General features: G+C 64.8%; 17 protein-coding genes and 1 pseudogene. 9 read left to right on the top strand and 9 right to left on the bottom strand.

The features are described 5' to 3' along the window. Positions 1-158: 158 nt before the first annotated feature. The gene (locus XH88_RS33920; RefSeq protein ID WP_271672547.1) at positions 159-1,772 is read left to right on the top strand and encodes a DUF882 domain-containing protein; all 1,614 of its coding nucleotides are present in this window, start codon (positions 159-161) and stop codon (positions 1,770-1,772) included. Between the two features lie 49 nt (positions 1,773-1,821). On the opposite strand, the gene XH88_RS33915 is transcribed toward XH88_RS33920, so the two are convergent. The 3 genes from XH88_RS33915 to XH88_RS33905 form a co-directional block, all read right to left on the bottom strand. After that, positions 1,822-3,588 carry an adenylate/guanylate cyclase domain-containing protein gene (locus tag XH88_RS33915; RefSeq protein ID WP_271672546.1) on the bottom strand — a complete coding sequence of 589 codons (1,767 nt, stop codon included), beginning with the start codon at positions 3,586-3,588 and terminating at the stop codon, positions 1,822-1,824. Between the two features lie 87 nt (positions 3,589-3,675). Further along, positions 3,676-3,948: a DUF2312 domain-containing protein gene (locus XH88_RS33910; RefSeq protein WP_018641571.1), complete on the bottom strand. Its 273-nt coding sequence runs from the start codon at positions 3,946-3,948 to the stop codon at positions 3,676-3,678. Between the two features lie 233 nt (positions 3,949-4,181). After that, positions 4,182-4,487 carry a DUF1244 domain-containing protein gene (locus XH88_RS33905; protein ID WP_271672545.1) on the bottom strand — a complete coding sequence of 102 codons (306 nt, stop codon included), beginning with the start codon at positions 4,485-4,487 and terminating at the stop codon, positions 4,182-4,184. 180 nt (positions 4,488-4,667) lie between these two features. Here XH88_RS33905 and XH88_RS33900 point away from each other — a divergent pair, with 180 nt between their 5' ends. Both XH88_RS33900 and pyk read left to right on the top strand, forming a co-directional pair. Next, positions 4,668-5,273 carry a DUF1036 domain-containing protein gene (locus XH88_RS33900; RefSeq protein ID WP_271672544.1) on the top strand — a complete coding sequence of 202 codons (606 nt, stop codon included), beginning with the start codon at positions 4,668-4,670 and terminating at the stop codon, positions 5,271-5,273. Further along, a complete protein-coding gene (gene pyk, locus XH88_RS33895; RefSeq protein ID WP_271672543.1) occupies positions 5,270-6,706 on the top strand; it encodes a pyruvate kinase in 1,437 nt (478 codons plus the stop codon). The genes XH88_RS33900 and pyk overlap by 4 nt, the downstream gene beginning before the upstream one ends. Before the next feature lie 151 nt (positions 6,707-6,857). Here the strand turns inward: pyk and XH88_RS33890 are convergent, their stop codons facing one another. Then, a complete protein-coding gene (locus XH88_RS33890) occupies positions 6,858-7,538 on the bottom strand; it encodes a TetR/AcrR family transcriptional regulator (RefSeq protein ID WP_271672542.1) in 681 nt (226 codons plus the stop codon). A gap of 374 nt (positions 7,539-7,912) precedes the next feature. Here XH88_RS33890 and XH88_RS33885 point away from each other — a divergent pair, with 374 nt between their 5' ends. After that, a complete protein-coding gene (locus tag XH88_RS33885; RefSeq protein ID WP_271672541.1) occupies positions 7,913-9,523 on the top strand; it encodes a glycosyltransferase 87 family protein in 1,611 nt (536 codons plus the stop codon). Positions 9,524-9,613: 90 nt separating this feature from the next. Here the strand turns inward: XH88_RS33885 and XH88_RS33880 are convergent. From XH88_RS33880 to XH88_RS33870, 3 genes and pseudogenes are all read right to left on the bottom strand, one after another. Beyond that, positions 9,614-10,006 (bottom strand): annotated as a pseudogene (locus tag XH88_RS33880) (ankyrin repeat domain-containing protein); the annotation flags it as partial. 458 nt (positions 10,007-10,464) lie between these two features. Beyond that, the gene (locus tag XH88_RS33875) at positions 10,465-10,764 is read right to left on the bottom strand and encodes a hypothetical protein (protein ID WP_271672540.1); all 300 of its coding nucleotides are present in this window, start codon (positions 10,762-10,764) and stop codon (positions 10,465-10,467) included. After that, on the bottom strand, positions 10,742-10,924 hold the full coding sequence (locus XH88_RS33870) for a hypothetical protein (RefSeq protein ID WP_271672632.1): 183 nt from the start codon (positions 10,922-10,924) through the stop codon (positions 10,742-10,744). Before XH88_RS33870 ends, XH88_RS33875 begins: the two co-directional genes overlap by 23 nt. Between XH88_RS33870 and XH88_RS33865 the strand changes: the two genes are divergently transcribed. Together XH88_RS33865 and XH88_RS33860 are read left to right on the top strand one after the other, a co-directional pair. Next, positions 10,869-11,483 (top strand): ABC transporter substrate binding protein, encoded by a 615-nt coding sequence (locus XH88_RS33865; protein WP_271672539.1) that lies wholly within the window; start codon positions 10,869-10,871, stop codon positions 11,481-11,483. The genes XH88_RS33870 and XH88_RS33865 overlap by 56 nt on opposite strands. Before the next feature lie 193 nt (positions 11,484-11,676). Then, the gene (locus XH88_RS33860; protein WP_271672538.1) at positions 11,677-12,522 is read left to right on the top strand and encodes an ABC transporter substrate-binding protein; all 846 of its coding nucleotides are present in this window, start codon (positions 11,677-11,679) and stop codon (positions 12,520-12,522) included. 74 nt (positions 12,523-12,596) lie between these two features. Here the strand turns inward: XH88_RS33860 and XH88_RS33855 are convergent, their stop codons facing one another. Beyond that, the gene (locus XH88_RS33855) at positions 12,597-13,826 is read right to left on the bottom strand and encodes a glycosyltransferase family 87 protein (protein WP_271672537.1); all 1,230 of its coding nucleotides are present in this window, start codon (positions 13,824-13,826) and stop codon (positions 12,597-12,599) included. 168 nt (positions 13,827-13,994) lie between these two features. Next, positions 13,995-14,159 (bottom strand): Flp family type IVb pilin, encoded by a 165-nt coding sequence (locus tag XH88_RS33850; protein ID WP_271672536.1) that lies wholly within the window; start codon positions 14,157-14,159, stop codon positions 13,995-13,997. Positions 14,160-14,459: 300 nt separating this feature from the next. On the opposite strand from XH88_RS33850, the gene XH88_RS33845 reads away from it, so the two are divergent. From XH88_RS33845 to XH88_RS33835, 3 genes are all read left to right on the top strand, one after another. After that, complete coding sequence (locus XH88_RS33845) at positions 14,460-15,959, top strand: hypothetical protein (protein ID WP_271672535.1); 1,500 nt, start codon at positions 14,460-14,462, stop codon at positions 15,957-15,959. 11 nt (positions 15,960-15,970) lie between these two features. Next, positions 15,971-17,776, top strand: a complete 1,806-nt coding sequence (locus tag XH88_RS33840; protein ID WP_271672534.1) for a hypothetical protein — start codon at positions 15,971-15,973, stop codon at positions 17,774-17,776. A gap of 80 nt (positions 17,777-17,856) precedes the next feature. After that, complete coding sequence (locus tag XH88_RS33835) at positions 17,857-18,216, top strand: hypothetical protein (protein WP_271672533.1); 360 nt, start codon at positions 17,857-17,859, stop codon at positions 18,214-18,216. Positions 18,217-18,252: the final 36 nt, after the last annotated feature.

Raw genomic sequence — 18,252 nt, 5'->3', positions numbered from 1 at the left:
TTTTTGCCACAGTCAACCGTTTAGGATCGTAACCTGACTTGGTTTGGGGGCGGGAAGGTCAACCTCGAATTAACCTTCTCGTTTTAAGAAAGCGTTCATCCTCTTTCGCGTGCCAACGGGGTTGGCGGGAGAGTCCATTTTGAACGCTCGTCGACTGGGTGGGCTCATACGTGCTGGCTGGTTTCGCACGCCAATTCGCTGCGTTGTCGTTGTCCCATGCGGGCGTGAAGGTCGGATCCCGGATCGGCCTCGCCTCGCTGGTGCTGCTTGCGGCTGCCGGTTCGGTTCATAACGCCGCCGCGCTGAACGAAACCAAGACGCTCTCCTTCCACCACACTCATTCGGGCGAAGATCTCACCGTCACCTTCAAGCGCGACGGCCGCTACGACGAAGCCGCGCTGAAGCAGCTCAACCACTTCCTGCGTGATTGGCGCACCCAGGACGAGACGGTGATGGACCGTCACCTGTTCGACATCCTCTGGGAAGTCTATCGCGACGTTGACGGCAAGCAGCCGATCCAGATCATTTCCTCCTATCGCTCTCCCGCCACCAACGCCATGCTTCGCCGCCGCTCCGCCCATACGGGCGTGGCGCGCTTCAGCCAGCACATGCTGGGTCATGCGATGGACTTCTACATTCCGGGCGTGCCGCTGGAGCAGATCCGCTTCGCGGGCCTGCGCCTGCAGCGCGGCGGCGTCGGCTTCTATCCGACCTCCGGCTCGCCCTTCGTGCATCTCGACACCGGCAACGTCCGGCACTGGCCGCGCATGACGCATGACCAGCTCGTCCGCGTCTTCCCGGACGAGCGCACGGTCCATATCCCGACCGATGGCGTACCGCTGAAAGGCTATGAGCTCGCGAAGGCCGACATCGAGCGGCGCGGCGATGGCGACGGCGCCAGCAAGCCGGGCTTCTTCGCCGCCTTGTTCAAGGGCAAATCGGCTCCGGCAGCCGCCAGCAGTGACGAGGATGATGAGGGCGCGCCCGCCCCGGCCGCCAAGCCAGTGGCGCCGACCGTGGTCGCCGCCGCAGTCAAGCCGGCCGATCCGGTGCCGACGCCGCGCGCCAAGCCGCAGGTCGCCGCCGCGCTCCAACTCGCCTCGGCGGACGCGCAGCTCGCTGCGCAACCGAAGCCCGCGCCCGTGGCTGACAAGCCGGCCGCCGGCAAGCCCGAGACTCCCGCCGACATCATCAATGCCCGCGGCTTCTGGGACGATATTCCGTCTGCGCCACAGCAGGCGACGCCGGCCCAAATCGCCGCGTTGAAGGCTCGCCAGGCGCTTGCCGCGGCCACCGATCCGCAACCGACGGCGAGCATTTCCAACGCAGCCTTCCAGGCACTGGCTTACGCGCCGGCCGCCTCTCCGGTGGATCGCACCAAGGTCGTCACCGCTTCTGCGCCGGTCACGCGCACGGCGCGCGCCGCCTCGGCCCGCAACCAGGCGCCGGCCACCGAGATCAACACCGTCGTTGGCAAGAACACCGACGGCGTGATCGCCACGGCGACCCGGCTGTCCGCGGCCAAGGGCGAGAGCATCTGGCTCAAGATCGTGATGCTGTCGCCGAGCGCCAGCCGCGCGATGTCCGTCACGCTGATGGGCGAGCTCGATATGGTTGCGTTGCGCGGCTATTTCGTGAAACCGCAGACTGTGATCGCCATGGGCTTCACCGACGATCCCATGCAGGGTTTGTCCTGCGACAGTTTCTCGGGCAGCGCGACCGCCAAGATCGAGACGACCTCGTTCGTCATGCGCACCGCCGCGCTGCGCTGACGCTTCGGCGTCAGCAAAGCTCCTTCTGCTCTTCTACGCTTTCCCTCGATTACGCCGGTAGGCCGGCAGCAATGAGCCCAACCTCATGGCGCTGCCGGTCGAGTTCGCGCCTGTAGTGCAACGTCGCAAGATAAGCTGCCACCGAGAACCCTGGCTCGCGCTTTAAGACTTCCTCGGCGTGAGCGCCAGCCGCCACCGCATTCTTCATCTGCGCGAATGTCGCGGCCAGGAACGCGTGGTGGGTATGATCAGGGCGCGTGATCCTTGAAAACGCCACCGCGGCTTCGGCGTATTTCTCCGCGCAATAGTAGGCGCGGCCGAGATGGCTCCAGAAGCGCTCGGGATGATAGGGGTTGAGGCGCATCGCTTTCTTGATCCAGTCGATGCCTTCCTCCGGCAGGCCCAGCCAGGTCAGGAGCTCTCCCTGCTGCACCACGACCAGATCGTAATTCGGGTTGAGAGCGAGTGCACGCTCCTGATGATAGGTGGCTCTTTCAAAGTCGTGACGCGTCAGATTGAGCGCCGCGAGGATCCGATGCACGTCCGCATCATTGTCATCGAGCGCCAACGCGATCTCCAGTTCGGAGGCTACCTGCGCGAAGATCGCTTCGCGGTCGGAGTACCAGCCATAGGTCCAGCACTGGCCGAGCACGCATGCCTTCCAGGCGTGAGCGTGGGCATAATTCGGATCCAGCGCCAGCGCCCGATCGAGCAGCCTCTGCGCCTGCGCATTATCGTCGCGGTTCGAACGGTGATGCAGGAGCTTTGCTGCCAGCACGCATTCGTAGGCGGGCATGTTGTCAGTCGTCTTGCGCGTGGTCCGGTCGTGCGTTGCCGCTTCGACGCGGCCGGGGAGCGTCGCGACGATTGCGCACGTCATCTCGTCCTGGATGGCGAAGATATCCTGGAGCTCGCGATCGTAGCGTTCGGCCCAGATGTGGCGATCGGTTTGGGCGTCGATCAGTTGCACGGTTACGCGAACCCGTCCGCCGGCCTTGCGCACGCTGCCCTCGATCACGTAGTCGACACCGAACTCGCGGCCGATGTCCTGGACCTTTACGGCCTTGCCCTTGTAGACGAAGGTCGAGTTGCGGGAGATGACGAGCAAATCGTGGAAGCGTGAAAGCTCGGTGATGATGTCCTCGGTGAGACCATCCGCGAAAAACTCCTGCTCCGGATCGCCACTCATATTGGCGAATGGCAGCACGGCTATGGAGGGCTTCTTCGAGACACCGGCTGGCGTCACAGCAGCCCTCGCCAGATCGGGCAGGCTTGCAGGCCCTTCCGCGAGCCGAATGCGAAAAGTGCGGATCGGGCGGGCAATGTTCTTGACGCTCTGTTCGCCGAGGTCGTCGAACTGAACGCCATCCAACCGGTCGCCGACCTGATCGCGCACCGCGCCTGAAACGCAGATTCCTCCAGGCTCAGCCAGCGCCTCCAGTCGCGCCGCGACGTTGACGCCATCACCGAAGATGTCGTTTTGATCAACGATCACATCGCCCAAATTGATACCGATACGGAATTGTATCCACCGCGGCGGCGGCACATCGGCATTGCGCCGTGCCATGCGGCGCTGAACCTCGGCGGCACAGAGCACGGCATCGACGACGCTATGGAATTCGGCGAGCATGCCGTCGCCGGTCGTCTTGATGATGCGGCCGCGATTCTTGGCAATCGCCGGATCGATGAGTTCGACCCGATGGGTCTTCAGGCGCGCAAGGGTGCCCGCCTCGTCGACCTCCATGAGCCGGCTGAAGCCGACCATATCGGCGGCGAGGACCGCGGCGAGCCTGCGCTCTGGTCCAGGCACATCCATCGCTCGGTCCCTTCACCGAGCATTCTAGCAGACGCAGAAGTTTTACCCAAGCTGGGCGGGCCGGACTTTGCCGGCCGGGCGAACGCCTCAGAGCATTCCCAGCGCCTGCATGTAGGTCTCGAGGATCGTCTCGGCCTCGGCACGCTCGTTGGGATCCTGCTTGCGCAGGCGCACGATGGTGCGCAACGCCTTGACGTCGTAGCCGTTGCCCTTGCTCTCGGCATAGACGTCGCGGATGTCGTCGGAGATCGCCTTCTTCTCTTCCTCCAGCCGCTCGATGCGCTCGATGATGGATTTGAGCTGGTCCTTGGCAAATTTCGTCGCGGGCTCGTCGTCGCGGACGGCGGCGGAGGTGGCCATCTTGGTACTCCCAATGGAACTGGCAAAACGAGGTGACGCCGGCATCCTCACCGCGCGTGCTGGCAGCACTGTTAGGGTTCGTGCCTGCCGCGTTCAAGCAAGCATCGCGCTCGTCCACAGCGCGCCCACAGGAGATGACGTTGTCATTCCGGGCGATGCGAAGCATCGAACCCGGAAGCTCGAGATTCCGGGTTCGGTCCTGCGGACCGCCCGGGAATGACGGAACGAATTACTCAATGCCCGTGTGGATGGACTTTCTTCATCGCCTCGATCTGCTCGGGCGTGGCCGTGCCCTGGTACTTCGATTTCCAGGTCTCGTAGGGCATGCCGTAGACGGCTTCCCGGCTCTCGTCCTTGCTCAAGGGCACGCCTTGCGCGTCGGCGGCGTCCTTCAGCCAGTTGGACAGGCAGTTGCGGCAGAAACCCGCCAGGTTCATCAGGTCGATGTTCTGGACGTCGGTCCGCGTCTTCAGGTGATCGACCAGGCGCCGGAACGCGGCCGCCTCGAGCTCCGTTCTGGTTTTGTCGTCGATTGCCATGGCTTGACCTCTGGGCTGTCTCGCGTTCTGACCTTGATGGTGGTCACCCTTACGGGATCAGGTGGGGTCCTGTCACAGATTTTGCCATATCGCGGGGCAAACGGCCGCTGAGCCGGCACCCGGGCAGTTCCCTCAGGCCCTACGCCAAATCGTCAATCATCTGGTATACGTTTCGCGACAATGATCGCCGAATCTCCCCGCTCCCCGCTTCGCCTGCTCGCCCGGTTGGTCCCGGTGCTGGCAGTTGGCCTGTTCTGCCTCTGGGCCAGCCCGGCTTCGGCCGACTTCCGGCTTTGCAACAACACATCCAGCCGGGTCGGCATCGCGCTCGGCTACAAGGACGCAGACGGCTGGACCACCGAGGGCTGGTGGAACATCTCGTCCCGCGCCTGCGAGACCCTGCTGCGGGGCACGCTGGTCGCCCGCTACTACTATATCTACGGGATCGACTATGACCGCGGCGGCGAATGGTCGGGGCAGGCCTACATGTGCTCGCGCGACAAGGAATTCACCATCCGCGGCACCGAGGACTGCTTGGCGCGCGGCTACGACCGGACCGGCTATTTCGAGGTCGACACCGGCGAGCAGCGGGCCTGGACGGTACAGCTCACCGACGCCAACGAGCAGCCCTCGCAGCCGCGTGTGCCCGGGATGCCCGGCCCTGTGGGCCCTGGTGGCGGCGTTCCGGGTTTGCCCAATAGCCCGCCCGGTGCTACGCCCCCGGGCTCGCCCGGCCTGCCACCGGCCGCCGCCCCGCCCCCGTCCCCGCCTGGAAATAAGCCATGAGGCGTCTTCGCCGTATCAAGATTCTCGCGACCCTGGGACCCGCCTCTTCAGATCTCGCGATGATCCGCCGCCTGTTCGAGGCCGGCGCCGACGTGTTCCGCATCAATATGAGCCACACCCCGCATGACAAGATGCGGGAACTGGTAGCGACCATTCGCAATGTCGAGTCGAGCTACGGCCGCCCGATCGGCATCCTGGTCGATCTGCAGGGCCCAAAGCTCAGACTGGGCGCCTTCGCCGAAGGCGCGGTTCAGCTCCAGAACGGCCAGACCTTCACGCTCGATTCCGACAAGACCCCGGGCGATGCCACGCGCGTCAATCTTCCGCATCCGGAGATCCTGGCGGCGCTGCGGCCCGGCCACGCGCTGCTGCTCGACGACGGCAAGGTGCGGCTGATCGCGGAGGAGACCTCGAAGGATCACGCAGTGACGCGTGTCGTGGTCGGCGGCAAGATGAGCGACCGCAAGGGCGTCAGCCTGCCTGACACCGATCTGCCGGTCTCGGCGATGACGCCGAAGGACCGCGCCGACCTCGAGGCCGCGCTCGTCACCGGCGTCGACTGGATCGCGCTGTCCTTCGTGCAGCGCGCCGACGACGTGCTCGAGGCCAAGAAGATGATCCGCGGCCGCGCCGCCGTGATGGCCAAGATCGAGAAGCCGCAAGCGATCGACCGCCTCGCCGACATCATCGAAGCCTCCGACGCGCTGATGGTGGCGCGCGGCGATCTCGGCGTCGAGCTGCCGCTGGAGCGCGTGCCGAGCCTGCAGAAGCAGATGACGCGCATGGCGCGCCGCGCCGGCAAGCCGGTGGTGATCGCGACCCAGATGCTGGAATCGATGATCCAGTCGCCGGTGCCGACCCGCGCCGAGGTCTCCGACGTCGCCACCGCGGTCTATGAGGGCGCCGACGCCATCATGCTGTCGGCGGAATCGGCGGCCGGCAAATTCCCGGTCGAGGCGGTCTCGACCATGAACCGCATCGGCGAGGAGGTCGAGCGCGACCCGACCTACCGCTCGGTGATCACGGCGCAGCGTCCCACGCCGGAGTCCACCGCGGGCGATGCCATCGCCGACGCAGCACGGCAGATCGCCGAGACGCTCGACCTGCCGGCGCTGATCTGCTGGACCTCATCCGGCTCGACCGCGACGCGCGTCGCGCGCGAGCGGCCGAAGCCGCCGATCGTGGCGATCACGCCCAACATCACCGCCGGTCGCCGGCTCGCCGCCGTATGGGGCGTGCATTGCGTGGTGGCGGAGGATGCGCGCGACCAGGACGACATGGTGAACCGCGCCGGCCAGATCGCCTTCCGCGACGGCTTTGTCCGCGCCGGCCAGCGCGTGATCATCGTCGCCGGCGTGCCGCTCGGCATTCCCGGCACGACCAACATGGTGCGCATCGCCTCGGTCGGCCCCGAAGGCGACGCGAATATGTGAGGCGGCAGGCCCGCCGCCGACGCAAAACGTGAAAACAACCCCATGCACAGTAGCCGGCTGAACCGGCTGCTTTGCTCGGTTTTTTCGAAAAGGCGTGCTCGGGCAACGACCTGAGCGCGGTCAGGTCCCCGCTCCCTTCGGCAGCGGCATGTCAAGCCCCGACCAGCGCCTTGGTCGTCGGCAGCAGGGTCTGCTGCACCACCAGGCCCCGGGCGCGGGCGTCCATGACGCCGACGGCGCGCAACGCCAGCAGGGTCACGGTCTGCACCGCATCGCGCATCTTGACGGGATCTTCGAGATTGTCGGGCGCGAGCGGTCCGACCAGCGCCTCGTGCAGCGCCCCCAGCAGCGCGGTCGCGGCAAGCGAGGTGTCCTGCGCCGGCAGATGGCCCGCGCGCACCGCGGCGTCGATCCGCGCGGCGATCTCGCCGGCGATCTCGCGGCGGCTGGCCAGGCGGGAGGCGCTGACATCGACGTCCACAGGCTCGGCCAGGATGCCCCACGCCAGCCGGCGCTGCGACAGAGTGTGGACCGCCACGGTGGTCACGGCCGCCGCCAGCGCCGAGGACGGTCCCGGCGCGGCATCGGCCGCCCGCCTGATGGCCGCGAGCTCGTCGCGGGAGACCTCGGCAATCAGTTCGGAGATCAGCTCGGCCTTGGAGGGGAAGTAGCGATAGACGGTGCCTGCCGCCACATTGGCCCTGACCGCAACCGGCGCGATCTGCACCGCGGACATGCCGCCTTCGGCTGCAGCTTCCCTGGCCGCCGCCAGGATGGCGCTGCGCCGCGCCGCAAGGCGCTTAACCACTTGATGCGTCCGCCGGTAAACCATGGCGCGCTTCCTGTCCCACACGCCGCCCGCACGCCCTGCGGCCGAACGCTTCGTCCCTGATATCGCTGCAAATCGCCCCAAGGACTGAACAACTATTCAGGAGCGATGACAAGAAGCAAATGCGTGATGGCTCGCTCGCGTTAGCCCCGCGGACATCTGGAATACTCTCGCAAGCGACATGTCGGCCAACCAGCACGATTCCCACAGCGATTCATGCAACCTTAACTGGTCGAACATAGTGCTACGGGCATCAACCGGGATCCGGCCATGCGCCCCCCAAGCCTGTTTCCGGCGTCGCATCCCGACATCGAAGAAGGGCTGCGTCCCTCGCACGTGGCGTCTTGATGCTCCAACGCACGTCAACCGCAGCCGACTTGTCCGACGCCCTGCCCATGCCCGCGGCCGAAGGCCTGCGACGGCCATGGCCCGCGGACCTGCGCGGGAAAGCGCTTGCAACCATCGCCGTCGCCGTCTGCGCGATGCTGCTAGGGGCGCTCTACACCTTCGCGATGGGCGAGGACGTCAACTGGGATTGGCAGAACTATCACGAATACAATGTCTGGGCCGTGCTCAACGGCCGCTATGGCGTCGACGCGGTCCCGCCGGGCTTTCAGACCTACTTCAATCCGATCGTCTATTTTCCGGTCTATTATCTCCGCCACTTCGTACCGTCGCCCTATGGGCTGATGATCATCGGCGCGATTCACGGCCTCAACCTCCCGCTGATTTGCGTGTTTGCACGCCTGGTGCTGCGCGAGGCCGCAACCGTCGCGGCGATCGCGGCGGCGGTCGCAATCGCAGCGTCAGGTCCGATGACGCTCTCGGAAGTCGGCACGAGCTTTTCCGACGTGTTGCTTGCATTGCCCGTGATCGGCGGTTTCCTGCTGATCCTGATTGCGGATCGCCGGCCCGCAGCCTGCTATCTGTTGGCCGGCTTGTTGATCGGCGCCGCGGTCGGGCTGAAGCTGACCAATGTCGTCTACGCAATCGGCGCAGCCGCGGCCGTGCTCGCCGCCGCGCGTCCACTGCGGGCGACTGCCCTTCTTGCAATTGGCGGCATCATCGGCGCGGTGCTCACCGGCGGCGAGTGGTGCCTGATGACCTGGCGCGACACCGGCAATCCGATCTTCCCGCTGTTCAATGCCGTGTTCCAGTCACCTGAAGTGGCGGCCGTCAATCTGATGGATGCGCAGTTCATGCCGCATGGCGTGCTCGACGCACTCGCCTATCCCTTCTACTGGCTGATCGGCGACCACCGAGGGGCGGAGCATCCGTTCCGCGACGCGCGCTTCGCGGTCGTGACGGTCCTGTTCGCGCTCGGCCTCTTGATGCGCATGATCCGCGGCAGCGCGATCCTCACACGAGGCGACGTACAGCTGGTGGTGATGTTTGCCGTCTCGTACCTGGGCTGGCTCGGCCTGTTCTCGATCCAGCGCTATGCGGTCGTCCTCGAATTGTTGTGCGGCCCGCTGATCGTTCTGCTGCTCGCGCGGCTCGCAGCTCGCGCCGGTCGGACTGCACGCGCGGCCCCCTCCGCTCCGCTGAACGCGCTGATGGTGACGGTCGCAGCCGCGATCGCATTGTGGTCGCAGCCGGCGGATTGGTGGCACCGCGCCTGGTCCGACACCTACCGACCTGCGGTCGCCGACGAGCTCGCGCAGCCCGCGACCTACTTCATCCTCGGCAAGCCGCTCGCTTACATCGCGCCGCAGCTCCCCTCCGGCTCGCGCTTCTACCTGCTCGCCGATATCGGCGTGCCCATCGTCCCCGGCGGCATCTTCGACCAGCGCATCCGCGCCGGGCTGAAGTCTCCCCTGCCCGGCGGCGTCCGCGAGTTGCACATGCGCGGCGAACCGGACCGCAGCGCGCTGCTGGACCGCTACGCGCTCACCATCGATCGCTCGCGGCCCTGCGTCACCATCGAAGGCGCCCGCCCCGGGACCGTGCTGGAAAGCTGCCCGCTGATCGAGCTGGCCGCGAATTAGAGTGCAAGGCAAAGTCAGCTGCCGATGGCAAAACGGAAAGCATCTGCTCGGGGGTGAGCTTTACCGGTTTTGACCCGGTGCAGACCTCAGCTACGCAGCACCGTGTTCTTTGAGAATGCGCAAAATCGCTCGCTGCTGCTCCTTCGCTTCTGGAGACCCTGAATCACTTTTGTTCAGCGTCGCGAGCAGCATCGGCGTGGAACCACTTGCGTTGGGTGCCTTTGGATCGGCGCCGCCTTCGATCAGGGTGCTCACAGCGGCAGCATAGCGATTGCGCACCGCGCGGTGCAGCGGGGCAACTCCGCTTTTGTCGATGGAGTTCGGATCGGCACCGGCCCGGATGAGGCTGGCAACGATCACAGTCGCCTCATCCGGTCGTGAATCCGGTCGGCTGTCGACCGCATAGTGAAGCGGTTCTGCACCACGCCTGTTCTTCGCACGAACGTCGGCCCCCCTCAGGATCAGCTCCTCCACGATGCGCGCCCGCTTCGCGGCCGCTCCATATGAAGGGCCGTGTCACCCTCGTAGATGTAGTGTCTGATGCTCTCGAAGAAGTTTTCCTTCGCAGCTTGCCTGACGGCGCCGCGGGCAGCACATTCCGTTGCCAGGTGCGGCGATGCATCGAGCAAGCTGATTGCGGTCTCGTTGTCACCGGAGACGATGACTTCCACGAGCGGCCAGCTGTGCACTGCAGCAGGAGACAAGCTTCAGCCTTCTTGCTAGGCTCGCGAGAATGAGCATTTCCCTTCATACCGACACAGGTCAGGCCCGGCCGCCCACAGACGCAGACGCCCTAACCGTCCGGGCTGGAGATGGTCCAGAGATTCGCTTTCGGCTGTTCATCAAATATGTCGCTCTGTTCGTCGCGGTGGTCGGCGTTGCGCATGCATATCGAATAGTTTGCCTCGATGCGTTGCGGGACTGGCTCAACCAAGCGTCTATCAAGCCGACGGCAGTTCATCCATGAAACGGCGTAGTTTTGTCGCGGGTGTCATTTCGACAGCTACCATGACAGGTGTCGCGGCGCAGTCGGCGAGGGGCCGGCGGCTTGCCATATTCAGTCCGGCCGAACCGTCGGCATCATGCACGGGCGCAGCGAGAACCGCTATTACCGGGTCCTCTTCGACGAACTCCGGCGGCTCGGCCATATCGAGGGACAAATTCTCATCGTCGAGAAATATGGGATCGAGCAGACTACGTCCGGCCCCGGCCGCGTTGTCAGCGGACGTGATCCGCAGCAATCCCGATCTTGTCTATGTCGTCGGTCCGGGTGCTGGCTTGTTCAAGAATGCCGGCACCAAGATCCCCGTCGTAACACTGACAGCCGACCCGATCGCGCAAGGTCTTGCGCAGAGTCTGGCCCGGCCAGGCGGCAATATCACCGGGGGTCAGCGTCGACACCGGTCCCTCGATCTATGGAAAACGGATCGCGCTGTTACATGAAATGTGTCCGACGATGTCGAAACTGGCTTTCCTCACAATGCGGATCGCATGGGAAGGCATTCAGGGCCCGGCGGTTCGCGCGGCCGCCGAGACCGCAGGCATTCCCCTTATTGGGCTTCCATTGGTGTTTCCTGCCAGCGAAGCCGACTATCGATCGGCGATCGCGGAGGCGTCGCGCGAGGGCGCCGATGCGATCATGATCAGCGACAATCCTGATGTCATGAGGAATAGGGCCTTGATTCCGAATCTGGTCAGCGCTGCGAAGCTTCCCGCGATGTATCCGTTCCTGGAACTCGTCCAGACCGGCGGGCTGATGGCCTATGCGTTCGACCTGGCGGAGTTGAACAAGCAAGCGGCCAATCAGATCGATGCCGTCCTTCGTGGGGCCAATCCCGGCGAGATCCCGTTTTATCAAGCGTCCAAGTTCGAACTATCGATCAACCTCAAGACGGCGACCTCGCTGGGATTGAGGGTCCCGGACTCGCTCCTGGCGAGCGCCGACAATGTGATTGAATAGGGCTGCGGATTGCCCCGGCGCATCAATTGCGGCTAACCGGGGCGATTGGGGACGGGAGAACGAAATGAGGCGGCGGGCATTCATCGCGCTGTTGGGAGCATCCTTGGCACGACCGCTTGCGGCCGTCGCGCAAGCGGCAAAGCCGATCGTTGGCTTTCTCGGCAGCGGTTTCGCTTAAGACCAGCAAAGCCTGGTGGCCGCGACGCTGCAAGGGCTGAAGGAGGCTGGCTTTACCGCTGGCGAAAACCTTGCGATCGAGTTTCGCTGGGCCGAGGGCCACTATGAGCGTCTGCCGGCGCTTGCGGAAGAATTGGCCAAGCGCCCGGTGTCATTGATTATTGCCGCCGGTGGCAGCGATCCCGGCCGCGCCGCCAAAGCCGCGACCTCGACCATCCCGATCGTTTTCATTACCGCAGCCGATCCGATCAGGGCGGGGCTGGTCGCCAAGCTGAACCGCGGCGAGGGCAATATCACCGGCATCAGCATGATGGGCGCGACGCTTGAGGCGAAGCGGCTGGAGCTGCTGCATGAGATGTTCCCTCAGGCCGCGATTGGCGTGATGATCAATCCGGGCTATCCCGCGGCAAAGGTGCAGGCGCAGGAGGTCGAGGAGGCGGTCCGTCGGCTGGGCATCCAGGTCGCTGTCATCAATGTCGGCACAGCGGCCGAAGTGGATGTTGCGTTCGCCCGATTCGACGAGCAGAAGATCGGCGCCGTGCTCGCCTGCAACGATCCGTTCTATGGCTCCGACCGCGCGCATATTGCCGCCCTTGCCTTGCGCTATAGGCTGCCGACGATGTCGTTCCGGCGCGAGTTCGCCGAAGCCGGAGGACTCGTCAGTTACGGCGCAGAATTTTCCGAGGGCTATCGCCAGACCGGGCTCTATGCGGGCCGGATCCTTGCCGGCGCGAAGCCTGGGGATCTGCCCGTGATGCAGCCGACTAAATTCGAGTTGGTGATCAATCTGAAGACGGCAAAGACGATCGGGCGGGCCATCTCCGAAACGTTTCTGATGCGCGCGGACGAGGTGATCGAATAGGATGCCACGTCCGCTCGTCGACGCGCTCAAGAGGTTGCTGGCTGACATAGCGTTGCGGCGGCAGCCCCCGCGGCTCAATTCGTTTGCGTGATCGCGGGATGCATCGATGCCGCCTCGGCCGCCCGCCAGGCCGCGCAGCGACCGAGGATCAGGGCGAAGACGATCAGGATCGCCGGGAAGCCTACCGGCTGGCCGAGAAACAGGAAGGTCGCAAGCAGGGCGAAGACGAGAGCCAGGGCCATCACCTCGTGGCGCGCAAAACCTTCATCGAGGCCGGCGCGGATGAGAAACGCCACCGCGATGCCGAGCACGACCAGATCATACATGAAGAGATAGGGCGTCGTGAGCAGCGTTGATGCAGCAAGCATCGCCGCCTTCAGCGCGTAGGGCAGCCTGCTCCGCCACGCCGCCACCAGCACGACGGCAATCGCGGCCGTCAATACCCACTGGAAGATCCAGCCGAGCTGCTCGGTGCCGCCGAGATAGCGCACCAGCGCGAAGATGCTCTGCATCTTGAACCAGGGTGCGCGGCCTTCGGTCAGGAAGGCCTGCGAGAACATCGGAATCCAGTGGAAGAAGGCCTGCCAGCTTTCGGTCCCGAAGGTGAGCCAGGAGGCCAGCGCAATCGTCACCGTGACGATTGCGGCGGTAAAAAGCACGGTCCATTCGGCGGCGGCGAGCAGCACCAGTGGAAACAGCAGTCCATATTGGGGCTTGTAGCTCAGAAGGCCCAGACAAAGTCCGGCCAGCACCGGCCGCGTCGGCAGCAGATAAAGCATGCCGCCGATCAGCGACGCCGTCAGGAAACCGTTCTGTCCGACCAGGATGTTGAGGAAGGCGGCGGGAAATCCGATCGCAATCACCAGGCCCGCATTGCGCCCGATGATCGCGCGCATCACGGCGAGATACGGCACCATGCTGAACGCGGCCCAGCCGATGAAGGCCGCCGCATAGGGAAACTGCGCGAGAAACGCGGCGACGAACAGGAAGGGCGGCGGATAGTGCCAGGCGAAGTGGCCGACGAAACCCTGCTTGAGCAGCGCAAGCTCGACCTGCTTCTGGATGTCCCAATCCCAGGCCTGTGCGGGATGGCCCTCGAGCGCCAGCTTTCCGGCCGCCCAGACATTGACGAAGTCGGTCGGGATGCCGCGGCCGTCCGCGTCGAAGATCCACATATGCGCGAGATAGGCCGCCGGAAAATACGCCAGCGTGACGATCGCCAGCACGAAGGAGATGTTGAGGAGCGCCGCAGGGAGCGCGCCGTGGCGAGCAACGGCAGGCGGGGCGGACGAAGCTTCGGCCATGCGGCTTCCTTTGACGCAATACGATCGGGCGGATGCGTCGAGCCATACACCCGAGTGGCTTGAAGGAGGCTTAAGCCTTGACGTCGAATGGCCCGCGCTACTGCGCCGGGCAAAGCAAAAGAGCCCCGTCGATGACGAGGCTCTTCGCTATTCCGTCGATCGCCCGGCTTACTTGAGGCTGGACGAGATCGAGGTGAACTTGGCGTTCAGCGTGGTGCCGAGGTTGTTGACGACGGTGATGATTGCCAGCGCGATGCCGGCGGCGATCAGGCCGTATTCGATGGCGGTGGCGCCGGATTCGTCCTTCACGAAACGCGAAACGAGGTTCTTCATAGATTGCTCCAAAAGGTACACGAGGGCATTTAATGGTCTGGTCATTTCGGCTTCCCAGCGCCGCCCGACCATGGAACCCAACCTAGGGGCAAAGAATTGCGCCGCAGTTAATTCGGCTACGTAAACACGGAACGGTTTGCGCGTATTCGCCGATGGTAAATTGAAATCTAAAACAATCAGTTAAATTGGAGGGACACAGACGCCGGCTGGACCTCGTTCCGCCGATTTACCCGAAGTTATGACCGCCATGGTCCAATGCCGCCCGCTCGGCCAACACACCCAAGAACACGACGAGGCGGCATGTCCCTTTCCTTTACCAACAACATTGCCGTGCAGGGCCGCGCACGGGTGCTGGTGCCGCTGTGTGTCGGCGCGGGCGCCTATCTGTTCTTCCTCCATATCGGCAACACGCTACTTCAGGATTCCGACTCGTTCTGGCAGATCAAGATCGGTCAGTGGATCCTCGATCACCACGCCCTGCCCTATACCGATTTCTATTCCTTCACGCGGCCAGGGGAGCCCTGGATTTCGACCTCCTGGCTATCGCAAGTCCTGTTCGCCGTCTCCTATTCGCAATGGGACTGGGCCGGACCGGTGATCCTCACCGCGCTTGCGATCGCCGCATCGGCCGCGATCTTCGTCTATCTGCTCGGCGCACATCTGGAAATTCCGCGCTCGGTGCTGTTCGCGATGCTGGCCGTCGTGCTGTCGCTGCACCACATCCTGGCGCGTCCGCACATGCTGGCGCTACCGGTGATGATCGGCTGGGTCGGCGTGCTGATGAATGCGGCCGACCGCAAGGTCACGCCGTCATGGGTCTGGCTGCCGCTGATGTCGCTGTGGGCGAACCTGCATGGCGGCTTCGTGCTCGGCCTCGCGTTGATCGGCCCGATGGCGATCGAAGCCATCTGGACGCTGGACTCGGCTAAGCAAATCCGGCTGCTCGCGCGCTGGTTCCTGTTCGGCGTCGCCGCGATGGCGGCCGCCTGCGTCACCCCTTACGGTTGGCGCACGCTGCTCGGCGCCACCAACATCCTCAATCTCGGCGAGCTGCTGTCGGTCATCTCGGAATGGACCCCGGCCAATTTCGCCTCCTTCTCCGCGTTCGAAGCCGCGATCCTCGGCCTGATCGCGCTCGGCCTGTTTCGCGGGCTCACGCTGTCGCCGCCACGCATCCTGCTGATCCTGCTCTTCACCTGGATGGGGCTGACCCATGTCAGGAGCATCGAGGCCTTTGCCTTCCTGGTGCCGCTGGTGCTGGCCAAGCCCCTCGGCGAAAGATCGCCGCTGCCGCAACTTGACGACCAAGCCAGCGAGAGCGGGGTGGCGCGCTACGTCACCATCATGGGCGTGCTGATGATCGCGGCCGCGGCCTGGACCTCCACCTCGGTCTACATGTCGCATCACCGCTTCACCTTCACGATGGACCAGACGCCGGTCGCCGCCGTCGACCTGCTGCGAGAGCGCAAGGCGCAGCGCATCTTCAACGGCTACCAGTTCGGCGGCTACCTGATCTCGCGCGACGTGCCGGTGTTCGTCGATGGCCGCGCCGAGCTCTACGGCGAAAAGTTCGTGATGGATTTTTTCAAGGCCGCCGAGGGCAAGCGGCCCGAGTTGCTGCCGCGCCTGCTCGACGAGTACAGGATCGACGCGACGCTGCTGGGGGCTGATACGCCGGGTCCGCAAATCCTGGATCACCTCAAGGGCTGGAAGCGGCTCTATGCCGACAACATCGCCGTGATCCATGTGCGCGACGAGCAGCCGGGCATGGACTCGCCGATGCCCGCGCATTCGAATTGAAGCGCCGGACAATGTCGCCACTCGTCCGACCGACCGGGCAAGGATCGACCACGGAGCCGAAGCCTGCGATCGTGCTCGTGATCGCCTGGGCGGTCATCGTGGTGGCGCTCGGACTTCCCGCGATCAAGAACGGCGTGTTCGACGCGCTGTCGACCGACGACGCCATGCGTCTGGTCGAAGTGCGCGATCTTCTGGCCGGTCAGGGCTGGTTCGACCTCACCCAATACCGGCTCGACCCGCCCGGAATTGCCATGCACTGGTCCCGCATCGTCGATGCGCCGCTGGCCATGCTGATCCTTTTGTTCCGCCCGCTGCTCGGCCAGCACCATGCCGAAGCCCTCACTCTGGTGCTGTGGCCCTCGCTGTTGGTCGGCGCCGCGCTCTGGCTTGCAGCGGCGATCGCAAGTCAGGCCGGCGTCCCGGCAGACAGGCCGCGGACACGGCTTGCGGCAATTCTGGTCGCGGCGTTGTCGATCCCTGCCCTGATCCACTTCCGCAGCGGCGCGATCGACCATCACAATCTGCAGATGGTGCTGCTGCTCGGCTTCGTGCTTTGCGTTTGCGATCTGGAACACCATCCGGCCAAGGCGGCCTTGGCGGGAATTCTCGCGGCGCTTTCGCTGTCGATCGGATTGGAAATGCTGCCCGCCATCGCGATGGCGAGCGCCGCCGTGGTGGGACTGCTGGTGTGGAAAGGCACTGACGTCCTGCGTCCCGCCTGCGCCTTTGGAGCGGGCCTTGCCGTCTCGTCATTGCTGCTGGCGCTGCTGCTGCTCCCGATCAACACTCTGTTCAAGCCGGTCTGCGATACCTTCGGAGGCCCCACCCTGCTCCTGTGCGCGGGCGGCGGCATCGCGCTGCTCGCGGTTGCCGGCGTGAGCTGCCTGCGCGAGGACTTGTGGACGCGGCTGACGGCGAGCGCGCTCGCCGGTGCGCTCCTGATGGGCGCGTTCTTCAAGTCGTACCCGGGCTGCTTGGCTTCGCCCTATGCGCAGGTCGATCCCCTGCTCGTCAGCTTCTGGCTTGGCCGCGTCGCCGAGACCATGCCGGCGACCGAAGTGGCACAGCTGCAGCCGCAGAAGCTGCTGGGCTATTATGCTTTTCCATTGCTGACGCTCGGCCTGTGTGTTGCCGCCGTGATCGGCTGCACGCCGCAGACGCGCTTTCGCTGGATCGTCTCGACCGTCACGCTCGCAGCGCTGTTCGCCGTAAGCTTGTGGGAATTGCGCGGCGCCGCTGCCGCCAACATCGTTGCCGCCCCGCTGTGCGTCGCCGCAATCGTCAGGCTTCGCACCGACATCGTGGCCGGTTGGTGGCTGGTCCGTGTGGCGCTGCTGATGTCGCCGGCCACGCTCGGCGGCATCGGTCTGGCGGTCTGGCCGGCGCTCGCCGCCGGCACGGCCGGCCCTGACATCGCGATGCCCGATCTCGCCGCATCCTGCCAGACCATCTCCAGCGTCGCGCCACTCGCCGGCCTGCCGCCCGGGCGGATCATGGCGCCGATCGATTCCGGTCCTGCGATCCTCGCCGCCACGGAACACTCCGTCTTCGCCGGCCCCTACCACCGCAACAATGACGGTAATCTCGTCATGGTGCATACGATGATTGAATCGCCGCAAGCTGCGCGCAACATGCTCCGCGCTCGGCGGGTCGACTATATCCTGACATGCAACGGCTCCGTCGATCAGGCCGATCTCGTCCGGCTCGCGCCGGAGGGCCTCGCCGCGCAGCTCGGCCGCGGCGAAGCTCCGGACTATCTCGAGCTGGTAGAGGCCGTGTCGAGACCCGGCTGGACCATCTGGCGCGTGCGCAGGTAAGCGAGCGCGAACCATGCGAGATCCATACTTGGCGACCCTGTCCAGAGACGACTTGCGCGGACTGATCCGCCTCCGGCATCATGGAGGTGGAGGCTCGTCTTATCTTGGCATTGAAGAATCCGGAAGCTGTCGCAGCCATCGTGTCGGCACTTCGCCACGTCCACGGCGACGACATCGCGCGACTGATGCTGATCGAAGGCATGAGCCTCGCTAATCTGCTCGATGCGATGTTTTCGGCGCCGCTGACGCACCGCGAGGCCGTCCGAGCGATCACCGACGGGCTCGATGACTTCGTGATCACGCCGGACCTGGGACTCATGTGGCACCTCAAGTACATCTACGGCGACGAGCCCGGCTCGCTGCACGTCGTGGACATGGAGATCGCCACGCCGGACGGCACGCTGGCGAGCCGGGACGTATGGCTTCGGTTGTCGTCGTGAACGTGAAAGCCGCAGCAACGAAGCGAGCGATCGTCA

Origin of the sequence: Bradyrhizobium sp. CCBAU 51627 (genome assembly GCF_028128765.1) — a bacterium.
Lineage (GTDB): Bacteria > Pseudomonadota > Alphaproteobacteria > Rhizobiales > Xanthobacteraceae > Bradyrhizobium.
The sequence above is the reverse complement of the archived record's forward strand: the minus strand, read 5'-3'. Positions and strand labels throughout refer to the sequence as shown.